28 protein-coding genes are annotated in these 24,444 nt (G+C 67.3%); all 28 read left to right on the top strand.

The window, feature by feature from the left end; all coding sequences use genetic code 11:
* Positions 1 to 95: 95 nt before the first annotated feature.
* The 28 genes from tkt to nuoL all read left to right on the top strand — a co-directional run bounded on the left by tkt (position 96) and on the right by nuoL (position 24,407).
* A complete protein-coding gene (gene tkt / locus ABLE43_RS04855) occupies positions 96 to 2,075 on the top strand; it encodes a transketolase (protein WP_348977351.1) in 1,980 nt (659 codons plus the stop codon).
* 15 nt (positions 2,076 to 2,090) lie between these two features.
* Positions 2,091 to 3,095 carry a type I glyceraldehyde-3-phosphate dehydrogenase gene (gene gap, locus ABLE43_RS04860; protein WP_348977352.1) on the top strand — a complete coding sequence of 335 codons (1,005 nt, stop codon included), beginning with the start codon at positions 2,091 to 2,093 and terminating at the stop codon, positions 3,093 to 3,095.
* Between the two features lie 6 nt (positions 3,096 to 3,101).
* Complete coding sequence (locus ABLE43_RS04865; protein WP_348977353.1) at positions 3,102 to 3,563, top strand: MOSC domain-containing protein; 462 nt, start codon at positions 3,102 to 3,104, stop codon at positions 3,561 to 3,563.
* 88 nt (positions 3,564 to 3,651) lie between these two features.
* Complete coding sequence (locus tag ABLE43_RS04870) at positions 3,652 to 4,842, top strand: phosphoglycerate kinase (RefSeq protein ID WP_348977354.1); 1,191 nt, start codon at positions 3,652 to 3,654, stop codon at positions 4,840 to 4,842.
* Between the two features lie 133 nt (positions 4,843 to 4,975).
* Complete coding sequence (locus ABLE43_RS04875; RefSeq protein WP_348977355.1) at positions 4,976 to 5,212, top strand: ribbon-helix-helix protein, CopG family; 237 nt, start codon at positions 4,976 to 4,978, stop codon at positions 5,210 to 5,212.
* 8 nt (positions 5,213 to 5,220) lie between these two features.
* On the top strand, positions 5,221 to 5,535 hold the full coding sequence (locus tag ABLE43_RS04880) for a type II toxin-antitoxin system PemK/MazF family toxin (protein ID WP_348977356.1): 315 nt from the start codon (positions 5,221 to 5,223) through the stop codon (positions 5,533 to 5,535).
* 31 nt (positions 5,536 to 5,566) lie between these two features.
* Positions 5,567 to 6,472 (top strand): fructose bisphosphate aldolase, encoded by a 906-nt coding sequence (locus tag ABLE43_RS04885; RefSeq protein ID WP_348977357.1) that lies wholly within the window; start codon positions 5,567 to 5,569, stop codon positions 6,470 to 6,472.
* Positions 6,469 to 7,101, top strand: a complete 633-nt coding sequence (locus ABLE43_RS04890) for a hypothetical protein (RefSeq protein WP_348977358.1) — start codon at positions 6,469 to 6,471, stop codon at positions 7,099 to 7,101. Before ABLE43_RS04885 ends, ABLE43_RS04890 begins: the two co-directional genes overlap by 4 nt.
* A gap of 253 nt (positions 7,102 to 7,354) precedes the next feature.
* Positions 7,355 to 8,041, top strand: coding sequence for a thiamine phosphate synthase (gene thiE, locus ABLE43_RS04895; RefSeq protein WP_348977359.1), 687 nt, complete (start codon positions 7,355 to 7,357; stop codon positions 8,039 to 8,041).
* A 57-nt stretch (positions 8,042 to 8,098) separates the two neighbouring features.
* Entirely contained in the window at positions 8,099 to 9,088 is a 990-nt protein-coding gene (locus ABLE43_RS04900) for a L,D-transpeptidase family protein (protein WP_348977360.1), read from the top strand.
* Between the two features lie 19 nt (positions 9,089 to 9,107).
* Positions 9,108 to 9,704: a M23 family metallopeptidase gene (locus tag ABLE43_RS04905; protein ID WP_348977361.1), complete on the top strand. Its 597-nt coding sequence runs from the start codon at positions 9,108 to 9,110 to the stop codon at positions 9,702 to 9,704.
* Positions 9,705 to 9,742: 38 nt separating this feature from the next.
* On the top strand, positions 9,743 to 10,306 hold the full coding sequence (gene efp, locus ABLE43_RS04910) for an elongation factor P (protein ID WP_348977362.1): 564 nt from the start codon (positions 9,743 to 9,745) through the stop codon (positions 10,304 to 10,306).
* A gap of 130 nt (positions 10,307 to 10,436) precedes the next feature.
* Positions 10,437 to 11,252, top strand: coding sequence for an inositol monophosphatase family protein (locus tag ABLE43_RS04915; RefSeq protein ID WP_348977363.1), 816 nt, complete (start codon positions 10,437 to 10,439; stop codon positions 11,250 to 11,252).
* A 244-nt stretch (positions 11,253 to 11,496) separates the two neighbouring features.
* Positions 11,497 to 11,871, top strand: a complete 375-nt coding sequence (locus ABLE43_RS04920; RefSeq protein ID WP_348977364.1) for an NADH-quinone oxidoreductase subunit A — start codon at positions 11,497 to 11,499, stop codon at positions 11,869 to 11,871.
* A complete protein-coding gene (locus ABLE43_RS04925; RefSeq protein ID WP_348977365.1) occupies positions 11,862 to 12,431 on the top strand; it encodes a NuoB/complex I 20 kDa subunit family protein in 570 nt (189 codons plus the stop codon). The genes ABLE43_RS04920 and ABLE43_RS04925 overlap by 10 nt, the downstream gene beginning before the upstream one ends.
* The gene (locus ABLE43_RS04930) at positions 12,428 to 13,285 is read left to right on the top strand and encodes an NADH-quinone oxidoreductase subunit C (RefSeq protein ID WP_348977366.1); all 858 of its coding nucleotides are present in this window, start codon (positions 12,428 to 12,430) and stop codon (positions 13,283 to 13,285) included. Before ABLE43_RS04925 ends, ABLE43_RS04930 begins: the two co-directional genes overlap by 4 nt.
* Positions 13,285 to 14,508, top strand: a complete 1,224-nt coding sequence (locus ABLE43_RS04935; protein WP_348977367.1) for an NADH-quinone oxidoreductase subunit D — start codon at positions 13,285 to 13,287, stop codon at positions 14,506 to 14,508. Before ABLE43_RS04930 ends, ABLE43_RS04935 begins: the two co-directional genes overlap by 1 nt.
* The gene (locus ABLE43_RS04940) at positions 14,496 to 14,837 is read left to right on the top strand and encodes a nuclear transport factor 2 family protein (RefSeq protein WP_425475227.1); all 342 of its coding nucleotides are present in this window, start codon (positions 14,496 to 14,498) and stop codon (positions 14,835 to 14,837) included. The genes ABLE43_RS04935 and ABLE43_RS04940 overlap by 13 nt, the downstream gene beginning before the upstream one ends.
* Positions 14,837 to 15,529 (top strand): complex I 24 kDa subunit family protein, encoded by a 693-nt coding sequence (locus tag ABLE43_RS04945; protein WP_348977368.1) that lies wholly within the window; start codon positions 14,837 to 14,839, stop codon positions 15,527 to 15,529. The genes ABLE43_RS04940 and ABLE43_RS04945 overlap by 1 nt, the downstream gene beginning before the upstream one ends.
* Positions 15,526 to 15,696 (top strand): hypothetical protein, encoded by a 171-nt coding sequence (locus ABLE43_RS04950; protein ID WP_348977369.1) that lies wholly within the window; start codon positions 15,526 to 15,528, stop codon positions 15,694 to 15,696. Before ABLE43_RS04945 ends, ABLE43_RS04950 begins: the two co-directional genes overlap by 4 nt.
* A 2-nt stretch (positions 15,697 to 15,698) precedes the next feature.
* Entirely contained in the window at positions 15,699 to 17,003 is a 1,305-nt protein-coding gene (gene nuoF / locus ABLE43_RS04955) for an NADH-quinone oxidoreductase subunit NuoF (protein ID WP_348977370.1), read from the top strand.
* A 17-nt stretch (positions 17,004 to 17,020) separates the two neighbouring features.
* Positions 17,021 to 17,710, top strand: coding sequence for a hypothetical protein (locus ABLE43_RS04960; RefSeq protein ID WP_348977371.1), 690 nt, complete (start codon positions 17,021 to 17,023; stop codon positions 17,708 to 17,710).
* Positions 17,710 to 19,725, top strand: a complete 2,016-nt coding sequence (gene nuoG, locus ABLE43_RS04965; RefSeq protein WP_348977372.1) for an NADH-quinone oxidoreductase subunit NuoG — start codon at positions 17,710 to 17,712, stop codon at positions 19,723 to 19,725. The genes ABLE43_RS04960 and nuoG overlap by 1 nt, the downstream gene beginning before the upstream one ends.
* Positions 19,722 to 20,777, top strand: a complete 1,056-nt coding sequence (gene nuoH / locus ABLE43_RS04970; RefSeq protein ID WP_348977373.1) for an NADH-quinone oxidoreductase subunit NuoH — start codon at positions 19,722 to 19,724, stop codon at positions 20,775 to 20,777. The genes nuoG and nuoH overlap by 4 nt, the downstream gene beginning before the upstream one ends.
* Positions 20,774 to 21,259: an NADH-quinone oxidoreductase subunit NuoI gene (gene nuoI, locus ABLE43_RS04975; protein WP_056452175.1), complete on the top strand. Its 486-nt coding sequence runs from the start codon at positions 20,774 to 20,776 to the stop codon at positions 21,257 to 21,259. The genes nuoH and nuoI overlap by 4 nt, the downstream gene beginning before the upstream one ends.
* Before the next feature lie 109 nt (positions 21,260 to 21,368).
* Positions 21,369 to 21,980 (top strand): NADH-quinone oxidoreductase subunit J, encoded by a 612-nt coding sequence (locus tag ABLE43_RS04980; protein WP_348977374.1) that lies wholly within the window; start codon positions 21,369 to 21,371, stop codon positions 21,978 to 21,980.
* Positions 21,977 to 22,282 carry an NADH-quinone oxidoreductase subunit NuoK gene (nuoK, locus tag ABLE43_RS04985; protein ID WP_348977375.1) on the top strand — a complete coding sequence of 102 codons (306 nt, stop codon included), beginning with the start codon at positions 21,977 to 21,979 and terminating at the stop codon, positions 22,280 to 22,282. The genes ABLE43_RS04980 and nuoK overlap by 4 nt, the downstream gene beginning before the upstream one ends.
* Before the next feature lie 34 nt (positions 22,283 to 22,316).
* Entirely contained in the window at positions 22,317 to 24,407 is a 2,091-nt protein-coding gene (nuoL, locus tag ABLE43_RS04990; protein WP_348977376.1) for an NADH-quinone oxidoreductase subunit L, read from the top strand.
* Positions 24,408 to 24,444 lie beyond the last annotated feature (37 nt).

The following is a 24,444-nucleotide window of genomic DNA, read 5'->3' on the forward strand; positions in this document are numbered from 1 at the left end:
TTAAACAAGAGTGCGCGTTGGCGGTTGACGGATCGTCGCGGCGGTTCCAAAGGCTCGCGCGAACCTCTGTCTTCCGGCGCCCAACAGGAGTGCGCGTGACCATTTCCCAGCTCGAACTCGCCAACGCCATCCGCGTCCTCTCGATGGACGCCGTGGAGGCCGCCAATTCGGGGCACCCCGGCATGCCGATGGGCATGGCCGATGTCGCGACCGTGCTGTGGTCGAAGTTCCTGAAGTTCGATCCTGCCGATCCCCATTGGGCCGATCGCGACCGTTTCGTCCTGTCGGCGGGGCACGGGTCGATGCTGATCTACGCGCTGCTGCACCTGACCGGCCATGCCAAGCCGTCGCTGAAGGACATCGCGTCGTTCCGCCAGCTCGGCAGCCCGTGCGCGGGACACCCCGAAAATTTCGAGCTGCCCGGTGTCGAATGCACCACCGGCCCGCTGGGGCAGGGGCTGGCGATGGCGGTCGGCATGGCTACTGCCGAACGGCATCTGAACACCGTGTTCGGCGACGACCTCGTCGATCACCGCACCTGGGTGATCGCGGGCGACGGCTGCCTGATGGAGGGCATCAACCACGAGGCGATCGGCCTTGCCGGGCATCTGAAGCTCGGGCGGCTGAACGTGTTGTGGGACGACAACCGCATCACCATCGACGGATCGACCGACCTGTCGACCAGCGAGGACGTGAGCGCGCGCTATGCCGCGACCGGATGGCACGTCGTCGCGTGCGACGGCCACGACTTCGCCGATATCGAGCGTGCGCTGGCGGAAGCCGCCGCCGATCCGCGCCCGTCGCTGGTCCGCTGCCGCACCGTCATCGGCAAGGGCGCGCCGAACAAGGGCGGGAGCCACAAGGTCCATGGGTCGCCGCTGGGGTCGGAAGAGATCCTCGCGACCCGCGCCGCCTTGCTGTGGGAACATGAACCCTTCCATCTGCCCGACGCGCTGACCGATGCGTGGAAGGCGATCGGCGCGCAGGGGCGCGACCTTCATGCCGCATGGAACGAACGGCTGGCAAGCCATTCGGATCGCGCCGAGTTCGAGCGCCGCATGGCCAATCGCCTGCCCGAGGGCTGGTCGCTGAAGGACCATGTCGCTGGCCTGATCGCCGAACCGAAGAAGATCGCCACCCGCGTCGCCTCGTCGCTGGCGCTCGAAGCGATCAACGCATCGCTGCCCGAGACGATCGGCGGATCGGCCGACCTGACGCCGTCGAACAACACCCAGACCAGGGCGCTCCAGCCGCTGACCGCCGACGATTATTCGGGCCGCTACGTCCATTACGGCATCCGCGAGTTCGGCATGGCGGCGGCGATGAACGGCATGGCGCTGCACGGCGGCGTGCTGCCCTATGGCGGCACCTTCCTTGTCTTCGCCGACTATGCCCGCCCCGCGATCCGGCTGTCGGCGCTGCAGAATGCGGGCGTCGTCTATGTGATGACCCACGATTCGATCGGGCTGGGCGAGGACGGCCCGACGCACCAGCCGATCGAGCACGTCATGAGCCTGCGCCTGATCCCGGGCCTCGACGTCTATCGCCCTGCGGATGCGGTCGAGACGGCGGAATGCTGGGAACTGGCGGTGCAGCGCCGCGACGGACCGTCGCTGCTGGCACTGTCGCGGCAGAACCTGCCGCAGGTGCGCACCGACGCATCGGAGAACCGCAGCGCGCGCGGCGGCTATCGCCTCAAGGCGGCGGAAGGTGCGCGCCGGGTGATCCTGATCGCCAGCGGTTCGGAGGTCGAGATCGCCCTCGCCGTCGCGGCGAAGCTCGAAGCCGCCGGGGTCGGTACCGACGTGGTGTCGATGCCCTGCTGGTCGCGCTTCGACGTGCAGGACGCCGCGTACCGCGAGGACGTGCTCCCGCACGCCCGCCCCGACGACATCCTGCGCGTCTCGATCGAGGCGGGGACGACCATCGGCTGGGAACGCTATACGATGGTCGACGGCCTGCGCTTCGGCATCGACCGGTTCGGCGCGTCGGCCCCGGCGGACAAGCTCTACGACTATTTCGGCCTCACCGCCGACGCCATCGCTCCGAAAGTGCTGGCGCGGCTCGGGAACTAAGGGAGACTTAGGGTTATGACGAAGGTAGCGATCAACGGGTTCGGGCGTATCGGCCGTCTGGTGGCGCGCGCGATCCTCGAGCGTCCCGAGAGCGGGCTCGAGCTGGTGGCGATCAACGACCTGGCCGACGCCAAGTCGAACGCATGGCTGTTCAGCCGCGATTCGATCCACGGCAAGTATCCGGGCGCGGTGTCGGCCGAGGGCGACGACCTGGTCGTCGACGGCAAGCGCATCCGCGTGACCGCCGAGCGGGATCCGGCCAACCTGCCGCACGGCGAACTGGGCGTCGAACTGGTGCTCGAATGCACCGGCTTCTTCACCGACCGCACCTCGTGCCAGAAGCATATCGACGCGGGCGCGCGCCGCGTGCTGATCTCGGCGCCGGGCAAGAACGTCGACCTGACCGTCGTCTACGGCGTGAACCACGACAAGCTGGAGGCGGGCCACACGATCGTGTCGAACGCATCGTGCACCACCAACTGCCTCGCGCCCGTCGCCAAGGTGCTGAACGACGCCATCGGCATCGAGCGCGGGCTGATGACCACGGTCCACGCCTATACCAACGACCAGAAGATCCTCGACCAGATCCACCCGGACCTGCGCCGTGCGCGCGCCGCCGCGCTGTCGATCATCCCGACGACCACCGGTGCCGCCCGCGCGGTCGGCGAAGTGCTGCCCGAACTGAAGGGCAAGCTCGACGGTTCGGCGGTGCGCGTGCCGGTGCCCACCGGCAGCCTCGTCGACCTGACCTTCACGCCGAAGCGCGACACGACCAGGGAAGAGGTCAACCAGCTGCTCAAGGACGCCGCCGAGGGCGCGCTGAAGGGCGTGCTGGAATATTCGACCGATCCGCTGGTGTCGGCGGACATCGTCCACACCCCGGCGTCGTCGACGGTCGACAGCCTCGAGACCGCCGTGCTCGACGGCAAGCTGGTGCGCGTCGTGTCGTGGTACGACAATGAATGGGGCTTCTCGAACCGCATGGTCGACACCGCGACCGCGATGGCCAAGCTGGGCTGACCTGCGATGGCGGGCGGTATCCTGAAGGGCATCGCCCGCCACGCCTTCTCGCGCGGGCCGATCGAGCTGGTCTCGTCGGTCCGGGTGACGCGCGAGGGCGGGCTGGACGGCGATTTCCGCGGCAGCCTGAAACCCGGCCGCAACAAGCGGCAGGTGTCGCTGATGGAAGTCGGCGACTGGGCACAGGCGATGACGCTGATCGGCCACGACCTGCCGTGGTGGGAACGCCGTGCCAACCTGCTGGTCGAGGGGTTCGACCTGCCGCAGACCGTCGGCGCGCGGGTGCGCGTGGGCGCGGTGCTGCTGGAAATCACCAAGGAATGCGATCCGTGCAGCCGCATGGAGACGATCGCCGAAGGGCTTCGCGCCGCGCTCACCCCCGACTGGCGCGGCGGCGCGCTGGCGCAGGTGATCGAGGGCGGCGAGATCGCGGTGGGCGATACGATAACGTTGGAACAACCCCGTTAGGTTCGAGCTTGTCGAGAAGGATTCTCGACGGACGCATCCGACTCGCTTCGCATGCTGCTCGAACCGAACGGCATTTGGGAGCGAAGACATGAGCCGGAATTTCAAGACGCTCGACGACATGGGCGACCTGACGGGCAAGCGCGTACTGGTCCGCGAGGATCTGAACGTGCCGATGGCCGACGGGGCCGTCACCGACGACACCCGCCTGCGCGCGGCGGTGGGCACCGTAAGCGAACTGGCCGATCGCGGCGCGATCGTGCTGATCCTCGCCCATTTCGGGCGGCCCAAGGGGCAGCCGAACCCCAGCATGTCGCTGGCCCCGGTGACGCAGCCGCTTAGCGTCGTGCTGGGCCGCGAGGTCCGCTTCGTCGACTGGGACGGCGCGGCGGATGCGATCGCGACGATGCAGGGCGGCGACATCGCCGTGCTGGAGAACACGCGATTCTTCGCCGGTGAAGAAAAGAACGACCCGGAACTCGTTGAAAAGATGGCGGCGCTCGGCGACTATTACGTCAACGACGCCTTCTCGGCGGCGCACCGCGCCCATGCCTCGACCGAGGGCCTCGCGCGCGCGCTGCCCGCCTTCGCCGGGCGGCAGATGGAGGCCGAACTCGACGCGCTCGACAAGGCGCTGGGCAATCCGCAGCACCCGGTCGCGGCGGTCGTCGGCGGGGCGAAGGTGTCGTCGAAACTCGATGTGCTGAAGCATCTGGTCGGGCAGGTCGATCACCTCATCATCGGCGGCGGCATGGCCAACACCTTCCTCGCGGCGCGCGGGGTCGATGTCGGCAAGTCGCTGTGCGAGCATGACCTGACCGGCACCGCCGAGGAAATCTTCGACGCGGCGGACAAGGCGGGTTGCACCATCCACCTGCCGTACGACGTGGTGGTCGCGACCGAGTTCAGGCCGAACCCGGCGACGCGCACCGTCAACGTCCACGAAGTCGCCGCCGACGAGATGATTCTCGACGTCGGCCCCGCCGCGACCGAGGCGCTGGGCGACGTGCTCAAGAACTGCCGCACCTTGGTGTGGAACGGGCCGATGGGCGCGTTCGAGACGCCGCCGTTCGACACCGCGACCGTCGCGCTGGCGAGGACCGCGGCGGCGCTGACCACCGACGGCTCGCTGGTGTCGGTCGCGGGCGGCGGCGATACCGTCGCGGCGCTGAATCAGGCAGGCGTGTCGGGCCAGTTCAGCTTCATCTCGACCGCGGGCGGCGCCTTCCTCGAATGGATGGAAGGCAGGGAACTGCCCGGCGTCGCCGCACTGGCGCGCTGAGCGTTCGCCGGGGCCGACGCAACGCCCGGCCCCGGCATGGCGGCTTGCTGCCAGCGTAGGACAGCAATACATTCCGCTTGATCCCGGCGGCAACCCCGGCTACCCGTTCAACACGTTAAACGAGGTGTGGCGGGTGCTAGGGGTACGACTCGATACCGAATTGGAGGAACGGCTGGCGAACGTCGCCCGTTCGCAGGGGCGTTCCAAGAGCGACATCGCGCGCGATGCGGTGCGCCGCTACGTCGAACTGCACGACGAGGCGTTCCGCGCCGAAGCGCGCCGCCAGTCCGAACGCGCCGCCGCGCGCGACGACGGGGCCGACTGGGCCTTCTTCGACAAGGTAGAGGCGGAGGACGGCCGGTGGAGATAAGGCGCGGCATGATCGTGCTGGTCGAAGGGCCGGAGGCCCTGTCGGTCAAGCGCCGCCCGTTCCTCGTCGTCCAGTCCGATCTGTTCAACGAAGCCCATGCCTCGGTCACATTGGTCCCGATGACCAGCCTGACCGGCGGCGAGACGCTGTTCCGCGTGCCCTTCGCACCTTCGGACAAGACCGGCATCTCGGTCGAGAGCGAGGCGCAGGTCGACAAGATCAAGACGCTGCGCCGCAGCCGCATCGTGCGCGTGCTGGGACAGGCGGACGCCACCGCCATGGAACAGGTCGACCAGGCGCTGCGGCGCTGGCTGGCGCTGTGATGTTTTCCATCGGATACCAAGGGGACCGAGCATGAATACCGCTGAAATGACTGCGAAGATCGCCGACGGCCAGGGGTTCATCGCCGCGCTCGACCAGAGCGGCGGATCGACGCCCAAGGCGCTGAAGGGCTATGGCGTCGAGGAAGGCGCGTGGAGCAGCGACGAGGAGATGTTCGGGCTGATCCACGACATGCGCGCCCGCATCATCACCTCGGACGCCTTCACCGGCGACAAGGTGATCGGCGCGATCCTGTTCGAGCGGACGATGGACGGGCAGGCGGGCGGCAAGCCCGTGCCGCAGGCGCTGGCCGACAAGGGCATCGTGCCGTTCCTGAAGATCGACAAGGGTCTGGAGGACGAGGCGAACGGCGTGCAGCTGATGAAGCCCAATCCGGGCCTCGACACGCTGCTGTCGCGTGCCGCCAAGCTGGGCATCTTCGGGACGAAGGAACGCTCGGTCATCAACCTTGCGAACCCCGAAGGCATCGCCGCCGTGGTGCAGCAGCAGTTCGACGTCGCTCGCCAGGTGCTCGCCCACGGCCTGATGCCGATCATCGAGCCGGAGGTGAACATCAAGAGCGCCGAGCGCGCACAGGCCGACGACATGCTGCTCGCCGAACTGCTCAAGGCGCTCGACGCGCTGGACGGCGAGACGAAGGTGATGCTCAAGCTGTCGCTGCCGGAGAAGGCCGGTCTGTTCCAGCCGCTGGTCGGTCACCCGCGCGTGCTGCGCGTCGTGGCGCTGTCGGGCGGGTTCGGCCGGACCGAGGCGTGCGCCGAACTGGCGAAGAATCCCGGCATCATCGCCAGCTTCAGCCGTGCGCTCCTCTCGGACCTGCGCGCGCAGATGAGCGAAGCGGAGTTCGACAGGGCGCTGGCGGAAGCGATCGACGAGATCCACTGCGCCTCGACCGAGAAGACGCTGCTGGCGGCGTGACGCCGGTGCGGACCGGGATCGTCGTGGCATTGCTGCTGGCGGCGGTTCCGGTCGGCCCGGCCGTCGCCTGTTCGGTGCGGTCGGGCTACAAGGTACCGACCGCGCTCGACCTGGCGGCGACCGCCGATGCGATCGTCATCGCGCGTATCGACGGTGAGCGCAAAGGCCCGGGCGAATATGACGGCACCGTGCTGGCGACGCCGGTGGCGGTGCTGAAGGGTTCGACCGCGCCGCGGCGGATCGAACTGCCCGACGCCTTTCTGGCGAAGGGCGGCGAGGGGGCCGAGCGCAGCGATCCGCGCGAGTTGCGCGCGCCGCATCCCGGCGCGCTGATCGGGGGATGCGTGCGCTACCGCTTTCCGCGCGGCACGCGCGTGCTGCTGTTCCTGAAGCGCGACGCCGGCGGACACCTCGTGCCCTATCGTTCCGCCTTCGCGCGCGATGCGGAGGATGTGGACGGCCCCGATTCGCTCTGGGCGAAGACGGTACGCGAATATGTCGCGATCGCCGCGTCGCGGGCGCGGGCGCCGGCGATGCGACAGCGGATCGCGGCGCTGCGGGCACGGGGCGGTGCCGACGACATCGCCATCGCAAGTGACATGGCGACCGAATTGTCGCGCAGCCGCTAGGGCGGGCCGACCTTCCGATCCTGTCTCGTCACCCCGGACTTGTTCCGGGGTCCACCAAGCCGCAAACGCGGTGGACCGCATACAAGCGTCATCGATCGCCGCACCGTGGACCCCGGAACAAGTCCGGGGTGACGACGCGGACAGACTTATCGATGCAACACGACCCTGGGGAAGTCGAATGCCGATCCCGCCCCGCCCGCCGTCGCGTGGATTCGCGCTTCCCTCGCCGCGTCCGCCGGGGCAGGGAGGCGGCATGACCCTCGACGAAGATCCGCTCGGCCCGCTGTCCCCCGATTTCGCGACCCAGTTCGTCCGCGACGTGCGCCGCCCGCCGTGCCAGCTCTACCTCATCTCCCCGCTCGACGTGACCGGGGGCTTCCCCGATCGGCTCGCCCGTGCGCTGGATGCCGGGCCGGTCGCGGCGTTCCAGTTCCGGGTGAAGGACATCGACCAGCATGCCGCCGCCCGCCTTGCCGAGCCGTTGCAGCGCATCTGCGCCGACCGCGACGTGGCGTTCATCGTCAACGACAGCATCAGCCTGACCAGGCGGCTGGGCGCGGACGGCGTGCATCTGGGGCAGGAGGACGGCGACCCGCGCGAGGCGCGCGACGTGCTCGGCCCCAATGTCCAGATTGGCGTGACCGTGCACGACAGCCGCCACCTTGCGATGGAAGCGGGCGAGGGCGGCGCGGACTATGTCGCGTTCGGCGCATTCTATCCCACGACCACCAAGGAAGTGCGCCACGTGCCCGAACCGGTGATCCTGTCGTGGTGGTCGGCGGTGTTCGAGCTGCCGTGCGTCGCGATCGGCGGGATCACCCCCGCCAATGCCGCGCCGCTGGTGGCGGCGGGGGCCGATTTCCTTGCCGTGTCCGGCGCGGTGTGGAACGGCGACGAGGCGGCGGCGGTCCGTGCGTTCGGGGAAGTCCTCGGCCGGTAGCGCAACGACTTCAGGCTGCGTTCGTTATCCTGCCTCAACGATTTTCATGGGGTAGGTATGAAGCGTTTGGCTCTGGCGGCGGCGGCGATCGGGACCGCGACGATGGCGCAGGCACCGCAACCGGCGGCGGTGCCCCCGATCGATCAGGGCATCTTGCACGCGCAGGTGCTGCTCGATCGCCACGGCTTCACCACCGGCGTGATCGACGGCAAGGCCAGCCCGGCCTTTGCCAAGGCGCTGCGCGGGTTCCAGGCCGCGAAAGGCCTGCCGGTGACCGGCAACCTCGATCCGCGCACCACCGCCGCGCTCGGTCCGAACATGCGCCCCGCGACGGTGACGCTGACCCTGTCCGATCGCGCGCTGGCCGGGCCGTACACCAATCCGATCCCGAAGGACTATGCCGATCAGGCGAGGCTGACCACGATCGGCTATCGCTCGCCGCTCGAAAAGCTGGCGGAGATGTTCCACACCACGCCCGCCACGCTGGTCGCGCTGAACAGCCCGCAGACGCCGCTGCGCGCGGGCACGCGGGTGGTGTTCCCGAACGTGCTGCCGTCGTCGCGCAACTATCCGGGCGACCTGTCGGGCGAGTATCGCCAGACGCTGGCCAATCTGAATGTCGATGCCAGCCAGCCGCAGGCGGACCGGGTGGTGGTCGACAAGTCTGAGGGCTGGCTGCGCGCCTATGCCGGCGACCGCATCCTCGCCCAGTTTCCGGCGACGATGGGGTCGGCGCATGACCCGCTGCCGATCGGCAAATGGACGATCAAGGGCATCGCGCCTAATCCCGACTGGCAGTACAACCCGGCGATCCTGCGCAACGCCGACAAGTCCGACAGTAAGCAGATCGTACCGCCGGGGCCGAACAATCCGGTCGGCGTCGTCTGGATCGATCTGTCGAAGGAGCATTACGGCATCCACGGCACCCCCGAACCCGACAAGATCGGCAAGACCGAGAGCAACGGCTGCATCCGGCTGACCAATTGGGACGTGGCGCGGCTGTCGCTGATGGTGAAGCCGGGCACCCCGGCGATCTTCCAGCCGTAACGGGCAGGGAGGGGGCGGCATGAACCGGATCGGCTGGGCGTTTCTGGGCCTGTTCGCGCTGGGTGGCCTGTTCGTCGCGTTCTTCGTCGATTTCGGCGGGCGACCGGCTGCCCCGCAACCTGCCGCAGCGCTGCCGACTGCCGCCGCCGGGGCAGTCGGTGCGGCGCCCGGCCAGTTGCTGGTCCCGGTGCGGGGCGTCGATCCCGCCGCGCTGCGCGGTAGTTGGGGCGAGGTGCGGGGCGACGGCACGCGCGGCCATACCGGCACCGACATCATGGCGCCGCTCGGCACGCCGGTGGTGGCGGCGGCGGACGGGGTGGTGGAGAAGCGCTTCTTCAGTCCCGGCGGGGGCGGCATCACCCTCTACGTCCGCGCGCCCGACCGGCGGCTGTCCTATTATTATGCGCATCTCGCGGGCTATGCGGCGGGAAGCGAGGAGGGGCGGGGTGTCCGCGCCGGACAGGTCATCGGCTATGTCGGCGACAGCGGCAATGCCGGGCGCGGCAACACCCATCTGCACTTCGGCATCGAGCGGACCGACCCGGCGGCGCCGTGGTACCGCGGGCAGGCGATCGATCCCTATCCGCTGCTTGCCCGTGGCGCGCGTGCGGAGTAAGGGCGCGGCTTCGCTCTTTCCAACAGGTATGGTTTCCCATGAAGATCAGCGGCGTCGACATTCGCCCCGGCAACATCATCGAATATGAAGGCGGCATCTGGCGGGCGGTGAAGATCCAGCACACCCAGCCGGGCAAGGGCGGCGCCTATATGCAGGTCGAGATGAAGAACCTGCGCGACGGCCGCAAGAACAACGTCCGCTTCCGCTCGGCCGAGACGGTCGAGCGTATCCGCCTCGATACCAAGGACTTCCAGTTCCTGTATCCCGAAGGCGACATGCTGGTGTTCATGGACAAGGAAACCTACGACCAGGTGTCGCTGCCGCGCGACCTGCTGGGCGAGGCCGCCGCGTTCCTGCAGGACGGCATGGATGTCGTCATGGAACTCTATGAGGACGAGGCGATCAGCGTCCAGCTGCCCGACACGATCGAGGCGACCATCGTCGAGGCCGATGCGGTGGTGAAGGGCCAGACCGCGTCGTCGTCGTACAAGCCCGCCGTGCTCGACAACGGCGTGCGCGTGATGGTGCCGCCGCATATCGCCTCGGGCACGCGGATCGTCGTGGACGTGTATGAGCAGACGTATGTGAGGCGCGCGGATTGAGGCGCAGCGGCCGGACGGAATAGCGAACGCTATTCCGCCAAGCCGCCAGCCCGGCCGGCGCGCGCACGCGCGACCGACGACGCGGGCTTCGCCCGCGGCGCTGCCAAATAAGAACCAACAGGAACCAGAAATGTCCGCCCAATCCGGCCTCATCACCGTCATCGAACGCGCCGTCCGCAAGACCGGCCCGCGCCTGCGCCGCGACTTCGGCGAGGTCCAGCATCTCCAGGTCAGCCGCAAGGGGCCTGCGGACTTCGTGTCGATGGCGGACAAGCGCGCCGAGGAGACGCTGGTCGAGGAACTGCGGAAAGCCCGGCCCGACTGGGGCATGCTGCTGGAGGAAGGCGGCGAGGTGAAGGGCGATCCCACCAAGCCGCGCTGGATCGTCGATCCCTTGGACGGCACCACCAACTTCCTGCACGGCATCCCCCACTTCGCCATTTCGGTCGCGGTCGAGGAACCCAATGGTCCGGGCGGCAAGCCCGAGATCACCTGCGCGATGGTCTATAACCCGATCACCGACGAAGGCTTCTGGGCGGAGAAGGGCCGGGGGGCATGGTTGCAGGGACAGCGGCTGCGCGTGTCGTCGCGGCGCGACCTGTCCGAAGCGCTGATCGCGACCGGCATCCCGTTCCTCGGCCATGGCAATTTCGCCGAATGGACCCGCATCTTCGGTGCGGTCGCGCCGGAAGTCGCGGGCATCCGGCGCTTCGGTTCGGCGGCGCTCGATCTGGCCTATGTCGCCGCCGGGCGGTTCGACGGCTTCTGGGAATCGGGCCTCAGCAAGTGGGACATCGCAGCGGGCCTGCTGCTGGTGCGCGAGGCGGGCGGCTTCGTCACCGACTATCGCGGGGCCGACCGCGCGTATGAGAAGGGCGAGGTGCTCGCGAGCAACGAACAGATGCAGACCCGCCTGCACAAGCTGGTGGCGGGCGCGCTGCGCTGAGGCGGCGGGTTCTCCCTGATTGCCAACGTCATTCCCGCGAAGGCGGGAATCCATAGCCACGGACGTCGCGGTTCTGAACGATGCGCCGGCGGCAATGGATTTCCGCCTGCGCGGGAATGACGGGCGTGTGCGGACAGGGCGGGCGAAGCTGCGAATGATTCTCATCCTGTTCCGCCCTTGATGCCCCGCGCCCATCCGCCTAAAGCCTGAGCCAATCCTTACCGCAACCGCGAGAGACCCTGCCTTGGTCGACCTGTCGCAATATCTGCCGATCCTGATGTTCCTCGGCATCGCCCTGCTGCTCTCGACGGCGTTCGTGGTGCTGCCGATGGTGGCGTCGCGCTTCACCGGGGCGCACAAGCCCACGCCGGAAAAGCTCAGCGAATATGAATGCGGCTTCCCCGCGTTCGAGGATTCGCGCAGCCAGTATGACGTGCGCTTCTATCTGGTGGCGATCCTGTTCATCATCTTCGATCTCGAAGCGGCGTTCCTCTATCCGTGGGCGGTTTCGGTGTTCGATCTCGGCTGGACCGCGTGGATCTCGATGATGGTGTTCATCGGCGAACTGGCGCTCGGCCTCGTATATGCCTGGAAGATGGGAGCTCTCGAATGGGAGTAGAACTGACCACGCCGCCGCACGGCTTCGGCGCGGGTAACGCCGCCGGTGTGCCGGTGCAGGCCCCCGATCAGGGTTTCTTCAACGACCTGAACGGCGAACTGACCGACAAGGGCTTTCTCGTCACCTCGACCGAGGAGCTGTTCCAGTGGGCGCGGACCGGCTCGCTGTGGTGGATGACGTTCGGCCTCGCCTGCTGCGCGGTCGAGATGATCCACGTCAACATGCCGCGCTACGACATGGAGCGCTTCGGTGCCGCCCCGCGCGCGTCCCCGCGCCAGAGCGACGTGATGATCGTCGCAGGCACGCTGTGCAACAAGATGGCCCCGGCGCTGCGCCGCGTGTACGACCAGATGTCGGAACCGAAATACGTCATCTCGATGGGCAGCTGCGCGAACGGCGGCGGCTATTACCACTATAGCTACAGCGTCGTGCGCGGTTGCGACCGGGTGGTGCCGGTCGACATCTACGTCCCCGGCTGCCCGCCGACCGCCGAGGCGCTGCTGTACGGCGTGATGCAGTTGCAGCGGAAGATCCGCCGCTCGGGGAGCATCGAGCGTTGAGGGCGCCCGCACCCCGCCATGCGCCCAACGAGGGCGTGATCGATGCGGCCACCGCCGCGCTCGGCGACATGCTGCTCCACGCGCAGGATCTGGTCGGCGAGGTGTCGCTGACCGTCGACCGCGACCGGCTGGTCGCGGCGATGACCGCGCTGCGCGAGACGCCGGGCCTCAGCTACGAGATGCTCGCCGAGATCGCCGGCGTCGACTATCCCGAGCGGGCCGAGCGGTTCGACGTGGTGTATCACCTGCTGTCGATGACGCGGAACCACCGCATCCGCGTGCGCGTGACCACCGACGAGGAACGGCCGGTGCCGTCCGTCACCGGCATCTGGTACAATGCCGGCTGGCTCGAGCGCGAGGTGTACGACATGTACGGCGTGCTGTTCAGCGGCAATGCCGACCTGCGCCGTATCCTGACCGACTATGGCTTCCGCGGCCATCCGCTGCGCAAGGACTTCCCGCTGACCGGCTATGTCGAGATGCGCTATTCGGAAGAGGCCAAGCGCGTCGTCTACGAACCGGTGAAGCTGGCACAGGACTTCCGCACCTTCGACTTCCTCAGCCCGTGGGAGGGCGCCGAGTACGTCCTGCCGGGTGACGAAAAGGCCGCCGCACCCAAGCCCGCCGTGGGGCAGGCGCCGGGTTCGCCGTCGCCCGTGACCGCCGATCAGGTCAAGCGTGCCGATGAGCGGGTCAAGGACGCCAAGCCGGATTCGCCCGAGGCGAAGACGACCGAGTCCACCGCGCAGACCGGTGCGGGCACGCCGCATCCCGGCAACCAGCCGCATGAAAAGCCGGTCGATTCCGACGTGCCCTCGCCCGATGCGAAGGCCTCGTCGGCGGAGAACAAGTGATGGCCGATTACGACGCGCAGATCGACGCTGCGAACCCCACCGCGGGCGATGTCGAGATCCAGAACTATACGATCAACTTCGGCCCGCAGCACCCGGCGGCGCACGGCGTGCTCCGCCTCGTCACCGAACTGGACGGCGAGATCATCGAGCGGATCGACCCGCACGTCGGCCTGCTGCACCGCGGCACCGAGAAGCTGATCGAGTACAAGACGTACGCGCAGGCGCTGCCGTACATGGACCGGCTCGATTACTGTTCGCCGATGTGCATGGAGCACAGCTATGTCCTCGCGGTCGAGAAGCTGCTCGACATCGAGGTGCCGCTGCGCGCCCAGTATCTGCGCGTGTTCTTCGCCGAATTGACCCGCATCATGAACCACATGCTGAACCTCGGCTCGCATGTCATGGACGTGGGCGCGATGACGCCGAACCTTTGGATGTTCGAGCTGCGCGAAGACACGATGAACTTCTACGAGCGGGCGTCGGGTGCGCGGATGCACGCCAACTTCCTGCGCGTGGGCGGCGTGCGGCAGGACGTGCCGCTCAAGCTGCTGACCGACATCGCCGAATGGCTCGACACCCGCCTGCCGCGGCTGTTCGGCGACGCGGTCAGCTTGGTCGCCGAGAACCGCATCTTCAAGCAGCGCAACGTCGATATCGCGATCGTCAGCCGCGAGGATGCGGTGCGCTGGGGCTTCTCCGGCCCGATGATCCGTGGCGCAGGCATCCCGTGGGATATCCGCAAGGCGCAGCCCTACGACGCCTATGACAAGGTCGATTTCGACGTGCCGGTCGGCACGCGGGGCGACTGCTACGACCGGTTCATGGTCCGGGTCGAGGAAGTCTGGCAGTCGGCGCGCATCATGAAGCAGTGCCTCGCGCAGATGCCCGAAGGTCCGGTCGGCAGCCTCGACCGCAAGGTCGTGCCGCCCAAGCGCGGCGAGATGAAGCAGTCGATGGAAGCGCTGATCCATCACTTCAAGCTGTACACCGAGGGTTATCACGTCCCCGCGGGCGAAGTGTATGTCGCGACCGAAAGCCCCAAGGGCGAGTTCGGCATCTACATGGTGTCCGACGGCACCAACAAGCCGTACCGGGTGAAGATCCGCCCGACCGCGTTCAGCCATCTCCAGGCGATGGACTTCATGTCGAAGGGCCATATGCTCGCCGACATCACCGCGATCCTGGGGGCGATGGACATCGTGTTCGGGGAGTGCGACCGTTGAGCCGTCTCGATACCGTGACGGCGATGATGGCGCGCTACAACGCGCGCGACGCGGCGGGCTATGCCGCCTTCTTCGCCGACGACGGCTGCGAGGCGCAGTATCGCGGTGACGTGGTGCGCGAAGGACGGGCGGGCGTGGAAAGCGGCATGGCGGCGGTGTTCGCCGAATTCCCGCAGAACCATGCCGAGGTGTTGCAGTCGTTCGAGCTGGGCGAGCGCGTCGTGCTGCACGAGCGCGTCCGCCGCTCGACCGAAGCCGCCCCGTTCGACGTGATGACCGTCTATTCGTTCAGCGGCGACAAGGTCAGCCGCGTGGAGTTCATTCGCTGATGGCCGACGCACCCCAGATCCCCGACGAAGCCGAAGTCCGCGCCCGCTGGGGCGGGTTCGCGTGGAACCCGGCGAACGCCGAAAAGGCGCGCGAGATCGTCGGGCGCTATCCGGCGGGCCGCCAGCAGTCGTGCACCATCCCGTTCCTCGACCTCGCCCAGCGGCAGGTGGGGGCGGAGACGCAGACGCAGGGCTGGCTGCCGGTTCCGGTGATCGAATATGTCGCGCGCGAACTCGATATGCCGTACATGCGGGTGTACGAGGTCGCGACCTTCTACACCATGTTCAACCTCGCACCGGTCGGGCGCTATCACGTGCAGGTGTGCGGCACGACGCCGTGCATGCTGCGCGGGTCGGACGACGTGTTCGCCGCGTGCAAGAACCGCGGGCTGGTGAAGGGCAGGACCACGCCGGACGGCCTGTTCACGCTGACCGAGGTCGAGTGCATGGGCAATTGCGCCTCCGCGCCGATGGTCCAGATCAACGACGACAATTACGAGGATCTCGATTACGATCGCACCACCGCGATCCTCGAGGCGCTGGCCAAGGGCGAGACGCCCAAGCCCGGCACGCAGGAGCCCGGTCGCCACACCGTCGAGCCGGTCGGGGAACCGACCAACCTCGCCGCGATGATGACCGAGAACCACGACTATCGCCCGGAATGGGGCGTGACGCCGGGGACGGCGGCATGAGGGCGCTGGGCAGCCTGCTGCTCGCGGTCCTCGTCGGGATCGTGGTGCTGTGGATCGCGCTCGAACTGTTTGTCGGTGCGCTGAAGCTGATCGGCATCGCCATCGGCATCGCCGCGATGGTCGCCGTGTATTTCATCGCCGAAAAGGCGATCGGGAAGGGACGATAAGGATGCTGGCCGACAAGGATCGCATCTTCACCAACGTCTACGGGTTCCAGCCGTGGAACCTCGACGCCGCGCAGAAGCGGGGTGACTGGGACAATACGAAGGCGCTGCTGGCGCTGGGGCCGGACAATATCATCGACCGCATCAAGGCATCGGGCCTGCGCGGGCGCGGCGGGGCGGGCTTCCCGACCGGCACCAAATGGTCGTTCATGCCGAAGGCGCCGAAGCCCGACCGGCCCAATTTCCTCGTCATCAACGCCGACGAGTCCGAACCCGGTTCGTGCAAGGACCGCGAGATCATCCGTCACGATCCGCACAAGCTGATCGAGGGCGCACTGGTCGCGGGCTTCGCGATGCGCGCGCGTGCGGCGTACATCTACATCCGCGGCGAATATATCCGCGAGGCCGAGGTGCTGTTCGCGGCGATCGCCGAGGCCTATGCCAAGGGGCTGCTCGGCAAGAACGCCTGTGGTTCGGGCTATGACTTCGACGTGTTCGCCCACCGGGGTGCCGGTGCCTATATCTGCGGCGAAGAGACCGCGATGCTGGAATCGCTCGAGGGCAAGAAGGGCCAGCCCCGGCTCAAGCCGCCGTTCCCGGCGGGGGCGGGCCTGTATGGCTGCCCTACGACGGTCAACAACGTCGAATCGATTGCGGTGGTGCCGACGATCCTGCGGCGCGGTGCGGAATGGTTCGCGAGCTTCGGCAACGAGAACAACCGCGGCACCAAGCTGTTCCAGATCAGCGGCCATGTGAACCGCCCCTGCGTGGTCGAGGAAGCGATGAGCATCCCGTTCCGCGAGCTGATCGAGAAGCATTGCGGCGGCATCCGCGGCGGGTGGGACAACCTCCTGTGCGTCATCCCCGGCGGATCGTCGGTGCCGCTGGTCAAGGCCGAGCATATCATCGACGCGCCGATGGACTTCGACGGGCTGAAGGCGGTCGGGTCGGGTCTCGGCACCGCGGCGGTGATCGTCATGGACAAGTCGACCGACGTCGTGCGCGCGATCAGCCGCCTGTCGTACTTCTACAAGCACGAGAGCTGCGGCCAGTGTACGCCGTGCCGCGAGGGCACCGGCTGGATGTGGCGGGTGATGGAGCGGCTGCGCACCGGCGACGCCGACCTGTCCGAGATCGACACGCTGCAGCAGGTGACGAAGCAGGTCGAGGGCCACACCATCTGCGCGCTGGGCGATGCGGCGGCATGGCCGATCCAGGGGCTCATCAAGAACTTCCGCCCCGAACTGGAGCGGCGGATCAACGAGAAGCACGGTCGCGGCGCGCTGCCGATGCAGGAAGCCGCCGAGTGACACGAGCGCTGCTCCTGATGGTGGCACTGTCGTCGGTCGCGTCCCCCGCGCTCGCGCAGCGGCAGGTGGAGGAAGACACCGGCTCGCGGATCGCTGTGCCGCGTCGCGCGCGCATTCCGGACTCGCCCGGCCTGTCCGAGCATGCCCGCGCGCGGGTGACGCTGGCGCAGTTCGCCCGCTGCACTGTCGACCGCAAGCCGTCGCAGGTGTCCGCGATCGTCGCGCAACCGGCGGAGCGGCTGGGCGACACGCTGGTCGCGAAGGCTGCGGACGACGATTGTCTGTCGTCGGGCCAGATGCGGATGAAGCCGCTGCTGATGCGCGGCGCGCTGTTCACGGAACTGTACCGGCGGCGCAACCAGGCGGAACGTCGCGGGGCGGCGTGGCGCATGCCGGCGGTGGCGTTCGACGCGCATACCCCGGTGGCCGCTGCCGATCCCGAGATCGCGGTGCAACTCGCGTTGCTGTCGTTCGCGGCCTGCGTCGTGCAGCGCGACCCCGAAACGGCGAAGGCGGTCGTCCTGAAGCCGGCCGCCAGCAAGGAACAGGACGCCGCGTTCGCCGCGCTCGCGCCGCTCCTGGGACCGTGCCTGCCGAGCGGGCAGGAGATCAAGTTGGGAAAGACCATTTTGGAAGGCGCTTTGGGTGAGGTTCTGTATCGCGGAACCGTCCCCGTCGCGCGGACCGTGTCGCAGGAAGCCAGGTAATGCCGAAGGTCAAGGTAGACGGGATCGAGGTCGAGGTGCCGCAGGGCGCGACCGTCCTCCAGGCATGCGAAGCGGCGGGCAAGGAAATCCCGCGCTTCTGCTATCACGAGCGGCTGTCGATCGCGGGCAATTGCCGCATGTGCCTCGTCGAGGTGAAGCCGGGGCCGCCCAAGCCGCAGGCGTCGTGCGCTCTGCCCGCCGCCGACAATCAGGAAATCCGCACTGACAGCGCGATGGTGAAGGCCGCGCGCGAGGGCGTGATGGAGTTCCTGCTCATCAACCATCCGCTCGACTGCCCGATCTGCGACCAGGGCGGCGAGTGCGACCTGCAGGACCAGTCGATCGCCTATGGCCGCGGCCATTCGCGCTATGACGAGAACAAGCGGGCCGTTACCGAAAAGTACATGGGGCCGATCGTCAAGACGGTCATGACCCGCTGCATCCAGTGCACCCGCTGCATCCGCTTCGCCGAAGAGGTTGCGGGCGTGGAGGAGATCGGCGCGATCTATCGCGGCGAGAACATGCAGATCACCAGCTATCTCGAACAGGCGGTGTCGAGCGAACTGTCGGGCAATATCGTCGACCTGTGCCCGGTCGGCGCGCTGACCAGCAAGCCCTATGCGTTCGAGGCGCGTCCGTGGGAGCTGAAGAAGACCCTCGCGATCGACGTGATGGATGCGGTCGGCACCAACATCCGCCTCGACGCGCGCGGGCGGCAGGTGCTGCGCTGCGTGCCGCGCATCAACGAGGACGTGAACGAGGAATGGGCGCACGACAAGACGCGCCACGCCGTCGACGGCCTGGTCCGCCGTCGCCTCGACAAGCCCTATGTCCGCAAGGGCGGCAAGCTGGTCGCGGCGGAATGGGACGAAGCGTTCGCGGCGATCGCGGCGGTGAACGCCGGCAGCTCGGTCGCGGCGATCGCGGGCGACCTGCTCGATTGCGAGACGATGTTCGCCGCCAAGGCGCTGGTGAATGCGCTCGGCTCGACGCTGCTCGAGGGGCGGCAGACCGGCATGGCCTATGACGTGACCAGCCTCGGCGCGGTCGCGTTCAACTCGACCATCGCCGGTGTCGAGGAGGCGGACGCGATCCTGCTGGTCGGCAGCGACCTGCGCCACGAGGCACCGCTCATCAACACCCGCGTCCGCAAGGCGATCAAGAAGGGCGCGCGCGTCTTCGCCATCGGGCCGGAAGTCGATCTGACCTATCGCGCCGAATGGCTGGGCGACGATCTGGGGCTGCTGAACGGCCTGCCCGATCGTGCCGCCGAAGCGCTGGATGCGGCCAAGCGGCCGATGGTCATCCTCGGTCCTGCCGCGCTGAGGAACGGCCATGGTGCCGCGCTCAAGCTGGCGCAGGACGGCAATCTCGTCCGCACGCTGGAGGACGGCACGCCGTGGAACGGCTTCAACGTCGTCCATCTCGCCGCCGCCCGCATGGGCGCGCTGATGCTGGGCTATGCGCAGCCGGGCGGCATCGCCGACATCGTGGCGGCGAGCCCGAAGCTGGTGTTCTTCCTCGGCGCGGACGAGGTGGATTTCACCCAGTTCGCGAACAGCACCAAGGTCTATATCGGCCATCACGGCGACAAGGGCGCGGCGGCGGCGGACATCGTGCTGCCGGGCGCCAGCTATGCCGAGAAGCCGGGCACCTATGTGAACCTCGAGGGCCGGGTGCAGCGCGGCGACCGCGCCGTGTTCGCGCCGGGCGATGCGCGCGACGACTGGTCGATCCTGCGCGCGCTGGGCGAGGTGCTGGGCGTCACGCTGCCGTTCGACGATTTCGCCGGCGTCCGCGCAGGCATGGCGGCGGCGGTGCCCGAACTGGCGACCGAAGGTCTGGTGCGGTTTGACTGGAACCCGCCCGCGCTCGACGCTAAGGCGTCGGGCACGGTGACCTATCCGGTCGCCGACTTCTATCTGACCAACGCCATCTGCCGGGCCAGCCCGACGATGCAGCGTTGTTCGGCCGAACTTGTCCATGGCCAGGATTTCGCGGAGGCCGCCGAGTGACCTCGTTTTTTGAAACCACCATCGGCCTGCCCTATGGCTGGGCGTGGACGATCGCCACGCTGGTCGGCATCCTCGTGATCGCGCTGCCGCTGATGCTGGCGGTGGCGATGATTATTTATGTCGATCGCAAGGTCTGGGCGGCGATGGCGCTGCGCCGCGGCCCGAACGTCGTCGGTCCGCTGGGACTGCTGCAGTCGTTCGCCGACGGCCTGAAGGTGTTCCTGCAGGAAACCATCGTCCCCGCCTCGGCCAATCGCGGGCTGTTCCTGCTGGCCCCGATCATCACCTTCACCGTGGCGCTGATCGTCTGGGCGGTGATCCCGTTCGATGTCGGCGTCGTGGTGGCGGACATCAACGTCGGCCTGCTCTACATCCTCGCGGCGTCGTCGCTCGGGGTGTATGGCGTCATCATCTCGGGCTGGGCGTCGAACTCGAAATATCCGTTCTACTCGGCGCTGCGGGCCGCCGCGCAGATGGTCAGCTACGAAGTCGCGATCGGCTTCGTGCTCATCGCGGTCGTGCTGTGGGCCGGTTCGTTCAACCTGACGACGATCGTGATGGAGCAGCGCGGCCATATCCTCGGCTTCATCAACGGCTTCGGCTTCAACCCGCTGCTGTTCCCGATGGCGGTGGTGTTCCTGATCTCGTCGCTCGCCGAAACCGCGCGCGCGCCGTTCGACCTGACCGAGGCGGAATCGGAACTGGTCGCAGGGTATCAGACCGAATATTCGTCGATGGCCTTCGCGCTGTTCTGGCTCGGCGAATATGCCAACGTCATCCTGATGTGCGCGCTCAACGCGCTGCTGTTCTGGGGTGGCTGGCTGCCGCCGGTCGACTGGGCCCCGCTCTATTTCGTGCCGGGCATCCTCTGGTTCCTCGCCAAGACCTTCTTCTTCTTCTTCGTCTTCAGCTGGATCAAGGCGACGGTCCCGCGCTACCGCTATGACCAGCTGATGCGGCTGGGCTGGAAGATCTTCCTGCCGCTGTCGCTGACCTTCGTCTTCCTCGTCTCCGGTTATCTGATGATCGACCGCGTAGGATTGCCCGCATGAGTATCGCCCAGACCATCCGATCGTTCACCCTGTGGGAGTTCGTGAAGGCGCACGCGCTGACGCTGCGGTATTTCTTCAAGCCCAAGGCGACGATCAACTACCCGTATGAGAAGAACCCGATCTCGCCCCGCTTCCGCGGTGAGCATGCGTTGCGCCGCTATCCCAACGGGGAAGAGCGCTGCATCGCGTGCAAGCTGTGCGAGGCGGTGTGCCCGGCGCTGGCGATCACGATCGAGGCCGAACCGCGTGCCGACGGCAGCCGCCGCACGACGCGCTACGACATCGACATGACCAAGTGCATCTACTGCGGACTGTGCCAGGAGGCTTGCCCGGTCGATGCCATCGTCGAGGGGCCGAACTTCGAGTTCGCGACCGAGACGCGCGAGGAGCTGATCTACCACAAGGACAAGCTGCTCGCGAACGGCGACCGCTGGGAACGCGCCATCGCCGCGAACCTTGCGAGCGACGCGCCCTATCGGTAAGGGCGCCGGTATTCCGTAACGGCGGCACGCGGGTGCTCCGCGCCGCCGATCAACTGACAAGCGTATCGTCCCGCAGCAAGCGGGGCGAACAGGGGGAAGAGCAGCGCTCGTGATCCAGACACTCGCCTTCTATCTGTTCGCCACGATCGTGGTGGCATCGGCCGCGCTGACGATCACGTCGCGCAATCCGGTCCATTCGGTGCTGTGGCTGATCCTCGCCTTCTTCAACGCCGCCGGGCTGATGGTGCTGGCCGGTGCCGAGTTCATCGCGATGCTGCTCGTCATCGTCTATGTCGGCGCGGTCGCGGTGCTGTTCCTGTTCGTGGTGATGATGCTCGACATCGACTTCACCGAACTGCGCGCCGGGTTCGTCCGCTATCTGCCCGCAGGGCTGGCGCTGGCGGTGCTGCTCGCGGTCGAACTGATCGTCGGGGCCTATGCGTGGACCGCGGGCCGGATCGACATGGCGCGCCGCATCGCGCCGGTCGAGGTCGCGGTGCCCAATATCGAGGCGATCGGGCGGCTGCTCTACACCCGCTATCTCTATGTCTTCGAGGGCGTCGGGCTGGTGCTGCTGGTGGCGATGATCGGCGCGATCGTGCTGACCCACCGCGTCCGCGTCGACTCGCGGCGGCAGAACATCAACCGGCAGATCAACCGCCGGGCGAAGGACGCCACGCGCAACGTCAATCAGCCCGTCGGGCAGGGGGTCGAACTGTGATCGGGGTCACCCATTATCTGGTCGTCGCGGCGATCCTGTTCACGCTGGGGGTGCTCGGCATCTTCCTGAACCGCAAGAACCTGATCGTCATCCTGATGTCGATCGAACTGATCCTGCTGGCGGTGAACCTGAACTTCGTCGCCTTTTCGGCGCAGCTGGGCGATCTGGTGGGGCAGATCTTCGCGATGTTCGTGCTGGCGGTGGCCGCGGGCGAAAGCGCGATCGGTCTGGCCATCATGGTCATCTATTTCCGTGGTCGCGGTTCCATCGCGGTCGACGACGTCAACCGGATGAAGGGGTGATGCCGGTGGCTTTTCGGGTTTCGGGGGCGTTCGCATGAGCGCCATCCATATCGTCGTGTTCCTGCCGCTGCTGGCGTCGATCGTCGCCGGGCTGTCGAACCGCGCCTTCGGGATCGCCTTTCCCAAGATCGTGACGACGGTGGGGCTGCTGGCGGCCGCCGCGCTGTCGTGGAGCATCTTCATCCCCTTCCTAACCGGCACCGCGACGGCGGGCGTCGCGCCGGTGTCGACGTGGATCCTGTCGGGCGGGATGGACATCGCGTGGGAACTGCGCGTCGATGCGCTGACCGCAGTCATGCTGGTGGTCATCACCAGCGTCTCGGCGCTGGTCCACCTCTATAGCTGGGGCTATATGAGCGAGGACCCCGATCAGCCGCGCTTCTTCGCCTATCTGTCGCTGTTCACCTTCGCCATGCTGATGCTGGTGACGGCGAACAATCTGGTGCAGATGTTCTTCGGCTGGGAAGGCGTGGGCCTCGCCTCCTACCTGCTGATCGGCTTCTGGTTCCGCAAGCCCTCGGCCAATGCCGCCGCGATCAAGGCGTTCGTCGTCAACCGCGTCGGCGATCTCGGCTTCATGCTCGGCATCTTCGGCACCTATCTGGTGTTCGGGACGATCTCGATCCCGGCGATCCTCGAGGCCGCACCGTCGATGGCGGGTTCGACGATCGGCTTCCTGTGGTTCCGTGCCGACACGATGACCGTCCTGTGCCTGCTGCTGTTCGTCGGCGCGATGGGCAAGTCGGCGCAGCTCGGGCTCCACACCTGGTTGCCGGATGCGATGGAGGGGCCGACCCCGGTGTCGGCGCTGATCCACGCCGCGACGATGGTCACGGCGGGCGTGTTCATGGTCTGTCGCCTGTCGCCGATGTTCGAGGTGTCGCCGACCGCGCTGTCGGTCGTCACCGCCGTCGGCGCCGCGACCTGTCTGTTCGCGGCGACGATCGGGCTGGTGCAGACCGACATCAAGCGCGTGATCGCCTATTCGACCTGTTCGCAGCTCGGCTACATGTTCTTCGCCGCCGGTGTCGGTGCGTACGGCGCGGCGATGTTCCACCTGTTCACCCACGCCTTCTTCAAGGCGCTGTTGTTCCTCGGCGCCGGTTCGGTCATCCATGCGATGCACCATGAGCAGGACATGCGCTTCTACGGCGGCCTTCGGAAGCACATCCCGCTCACCTTCTGGGCGATGATGGCGGGGACGCTGGCGATCACCGGGGTCGGCATCTACGGCGTCGGCGGCTTTGCGGGCTATCACTCGAAGGACGCGATCCTCGAGGCGGCGTGGGCCTCGGGTCCGGGCGGCTATGGCGCCTTCTATGTCGGTACCTTCGCCGCGCTGCTGACCAGCTTCTATTCGTGGCGGCTGATGTTCCTGACCTTCTTCGGCAAGCCGCGCTGGGCCGGGTCGGAGCATATCCAGCACGCGGTGCACGATGCGCATGGCCATGGCCATGACGATCACGCCCACCACGACCACGACGCGCATCCGGCGGCGGAAGACGCGGGCCATGCCCCGTCGACCCATGACCCGCATGCCAGCGACGTGGTCGTGGGCACGGCGGGCTATCACCCGCACGAAAGCCCGCTGGTCATGCTGATCCCGCTGATCGTGCTGACGGTCGGCGCGGTCGCGGCGGGCTATGTCTTCCACCACTGGTTCATCGAGCCGGAGGCGGGCGAGACCTTCTGGAAGGGCAGCCTGTTCTTCGACGAACATCTGATGCATGCGATGCACGAGGTGCCGCTCATGGTGAAACTGGCCGCGACGATCGTGATGCTGATCGGCCTGGCGAGCGCCTTCTACATCTATATCGCGCGGCCGGGCACGGCGGCGGGCATCGCGGATACCTTCCGCGTGCTGCACCGCTTCCTGCTGAAGAAGTGGTATTTCGACGAGCTGTACCATCTGATCTTCGTGCGGCCCGCCTTCGCCTTCGGTCGCTTCTTCTGGAAGCGCGGCGACGAGCAGACGATCAACCGCTTCGGCCCCGACGGGTCGGCGGCGCTGGTCGGGCTGTCGAGCCGCTTGGCGGTGAAGATGCAGACCGGCTATCTCTACACCTATGCCTTCGTCATGCTGATCGGCCTGACGGCGGCAGTCACCTGGGCGATCGCGTCGTGATGCGCGGTTTCAAGCAACTGGTTCGGGGGAATAACAA

This window comes from Sphingomonas silueang, assembly GCF_040049155.1.
Lineage (GTDB): Bacteria > Pseudomonadota > Alphaproteobacteria > Sphingomonadales > Sphingomonadaceae > Sphingomonas > Sphingomonas silueang.

Bases quoted from the DNA above. Each gene is read 5' to 3' on its own strand.
- ABLE43_RS04885 (WP_348977357.1), top strand. From the start codon at position 5,567: ATGAATACCGCTGAAATGACTGCGAAGATCGCCGACGGCCAGGGGTTC.
- ABLE43_RS04950 (WP_348977369.1), top strand. From the start codon at position 15,526: ATGAGGGCGCTGGGCAGCCTGCTGCTCGCGGTCCTCGTCGGGATCGTG.
- ABLE43_RS04905 (WP_348977361.1), top strand. From the start codon at position 9,108: ATGAACCGGATCGGCTGGGCGTTTCTGGGCCTGTTCGCGCTGGGTGGC.
- efp (WP_348977362.1), top strand. From the start codon at position 9,743: ATGAAGATCAGCGGCGTCGACATTCGCCCCGGCAACATCATCGAATAT.
- nuoF (WP_348977370.1), top strand. From the start codon at position 15,699: ATGCTGGCCGACAAGGATCGCATCTTCACCAACGTCTACGGGTTCCAG.
- ABLE43_RS04865 (WP_348977353.1), top strand. From the start codon at position 3,102: ATGGCGGGCGGTATCCTGAAGGGCATCGCCCGCCACGCCTTCTCGCGC.
- ABLE43_RS04870 (WP_348977354.1), top strand. From the start codon at position 3,652: ATGAGCCGGAATTTCAAGACGCTCGACGACATGGGCGACCTGACGGGC.
- ABLE43_RS04935 (WP_348977367.1), top strand. From the start codon at position 13,285: ATGGCCGATTACGACGCGCAGATCGACGCTGCGAACCCCACCGCGGGC.
- ABLE43_RS04925 (WP_348977365.1), top strand. From the start codon at position 11,862: ATGGGAGTAGAACTGACCACGCCGCCGCACGGCTTCGGCGCGGGTAAC.
- gap (WP_348977352.1), top strand. From the start codon at position 2,091: ATGACGAAGGTAGCGATCAACGGGTTCGGGCGTATCGGCCGTCTGGTG.
- ABLE43_RS04960 (WP_348977371.1), top strand. From the start codon at position 17,021: ATGGTGGCACTGTCGTCGGTCGCGTCCCCCGCGCTCGCGCAGCGGCAG.
- ABLE43_RS04915 (WP_348977363.1), top strand. From the start codon at position 10,437: ATGTCCGCCCAATCCGGCCTCATCACCGTCATCGAACGCGCCGTCCGC.
- ABLE43_RS04945 (WP_348977368.1), top strand. From the start codon at position 14,837: ATGGCCGACGCACCCCAGATCCCCGACGAAGCCGAAGTCCGCGCCCGC.
- ABLE43_RS04900 (WP_348977360.1), top strand. From the start codon at position 8,099: ATGAAGCGTTTGGCTCTGGCGGCGGCGGCGATCGGGACCGCGACGATG.
- nuoI (WP_056452175.1), top strand. From the start codon at position 20,774: ATGAGTATCGCCCAGACCATCCGATCGTTCACCCTGTGGGAGTTCGTG.
- thiE (WP_348977359.1), top strand. From the start codon at position 7,355: ATGACCCTCGACGAAGATCCGCTCGGCCCGCTGTCCCCCGATTTCGCG.
- nuoG (WP_348977372.1), top strand. From the start codon at position 17,710: ATGCCGAAGGTCAAGGTAGACGGGATCGAGGTCGAGGTGCCGCAGGGC.
- ABLE43_RS04880 (WP_348977356.1), top strand. From the start codon at position 5,221: ATGATCGTGCTGGTCGAAGGGCCGGAGGCCCTGTCGGTCAAGCGCCGC.
- nuoL (WP_348977376.1), top strand. From the start codon at position 22,317: ATGAGCGCCATCCATATCGTCGTGTTCCTGCCGCTGCTGGCGTCGATC.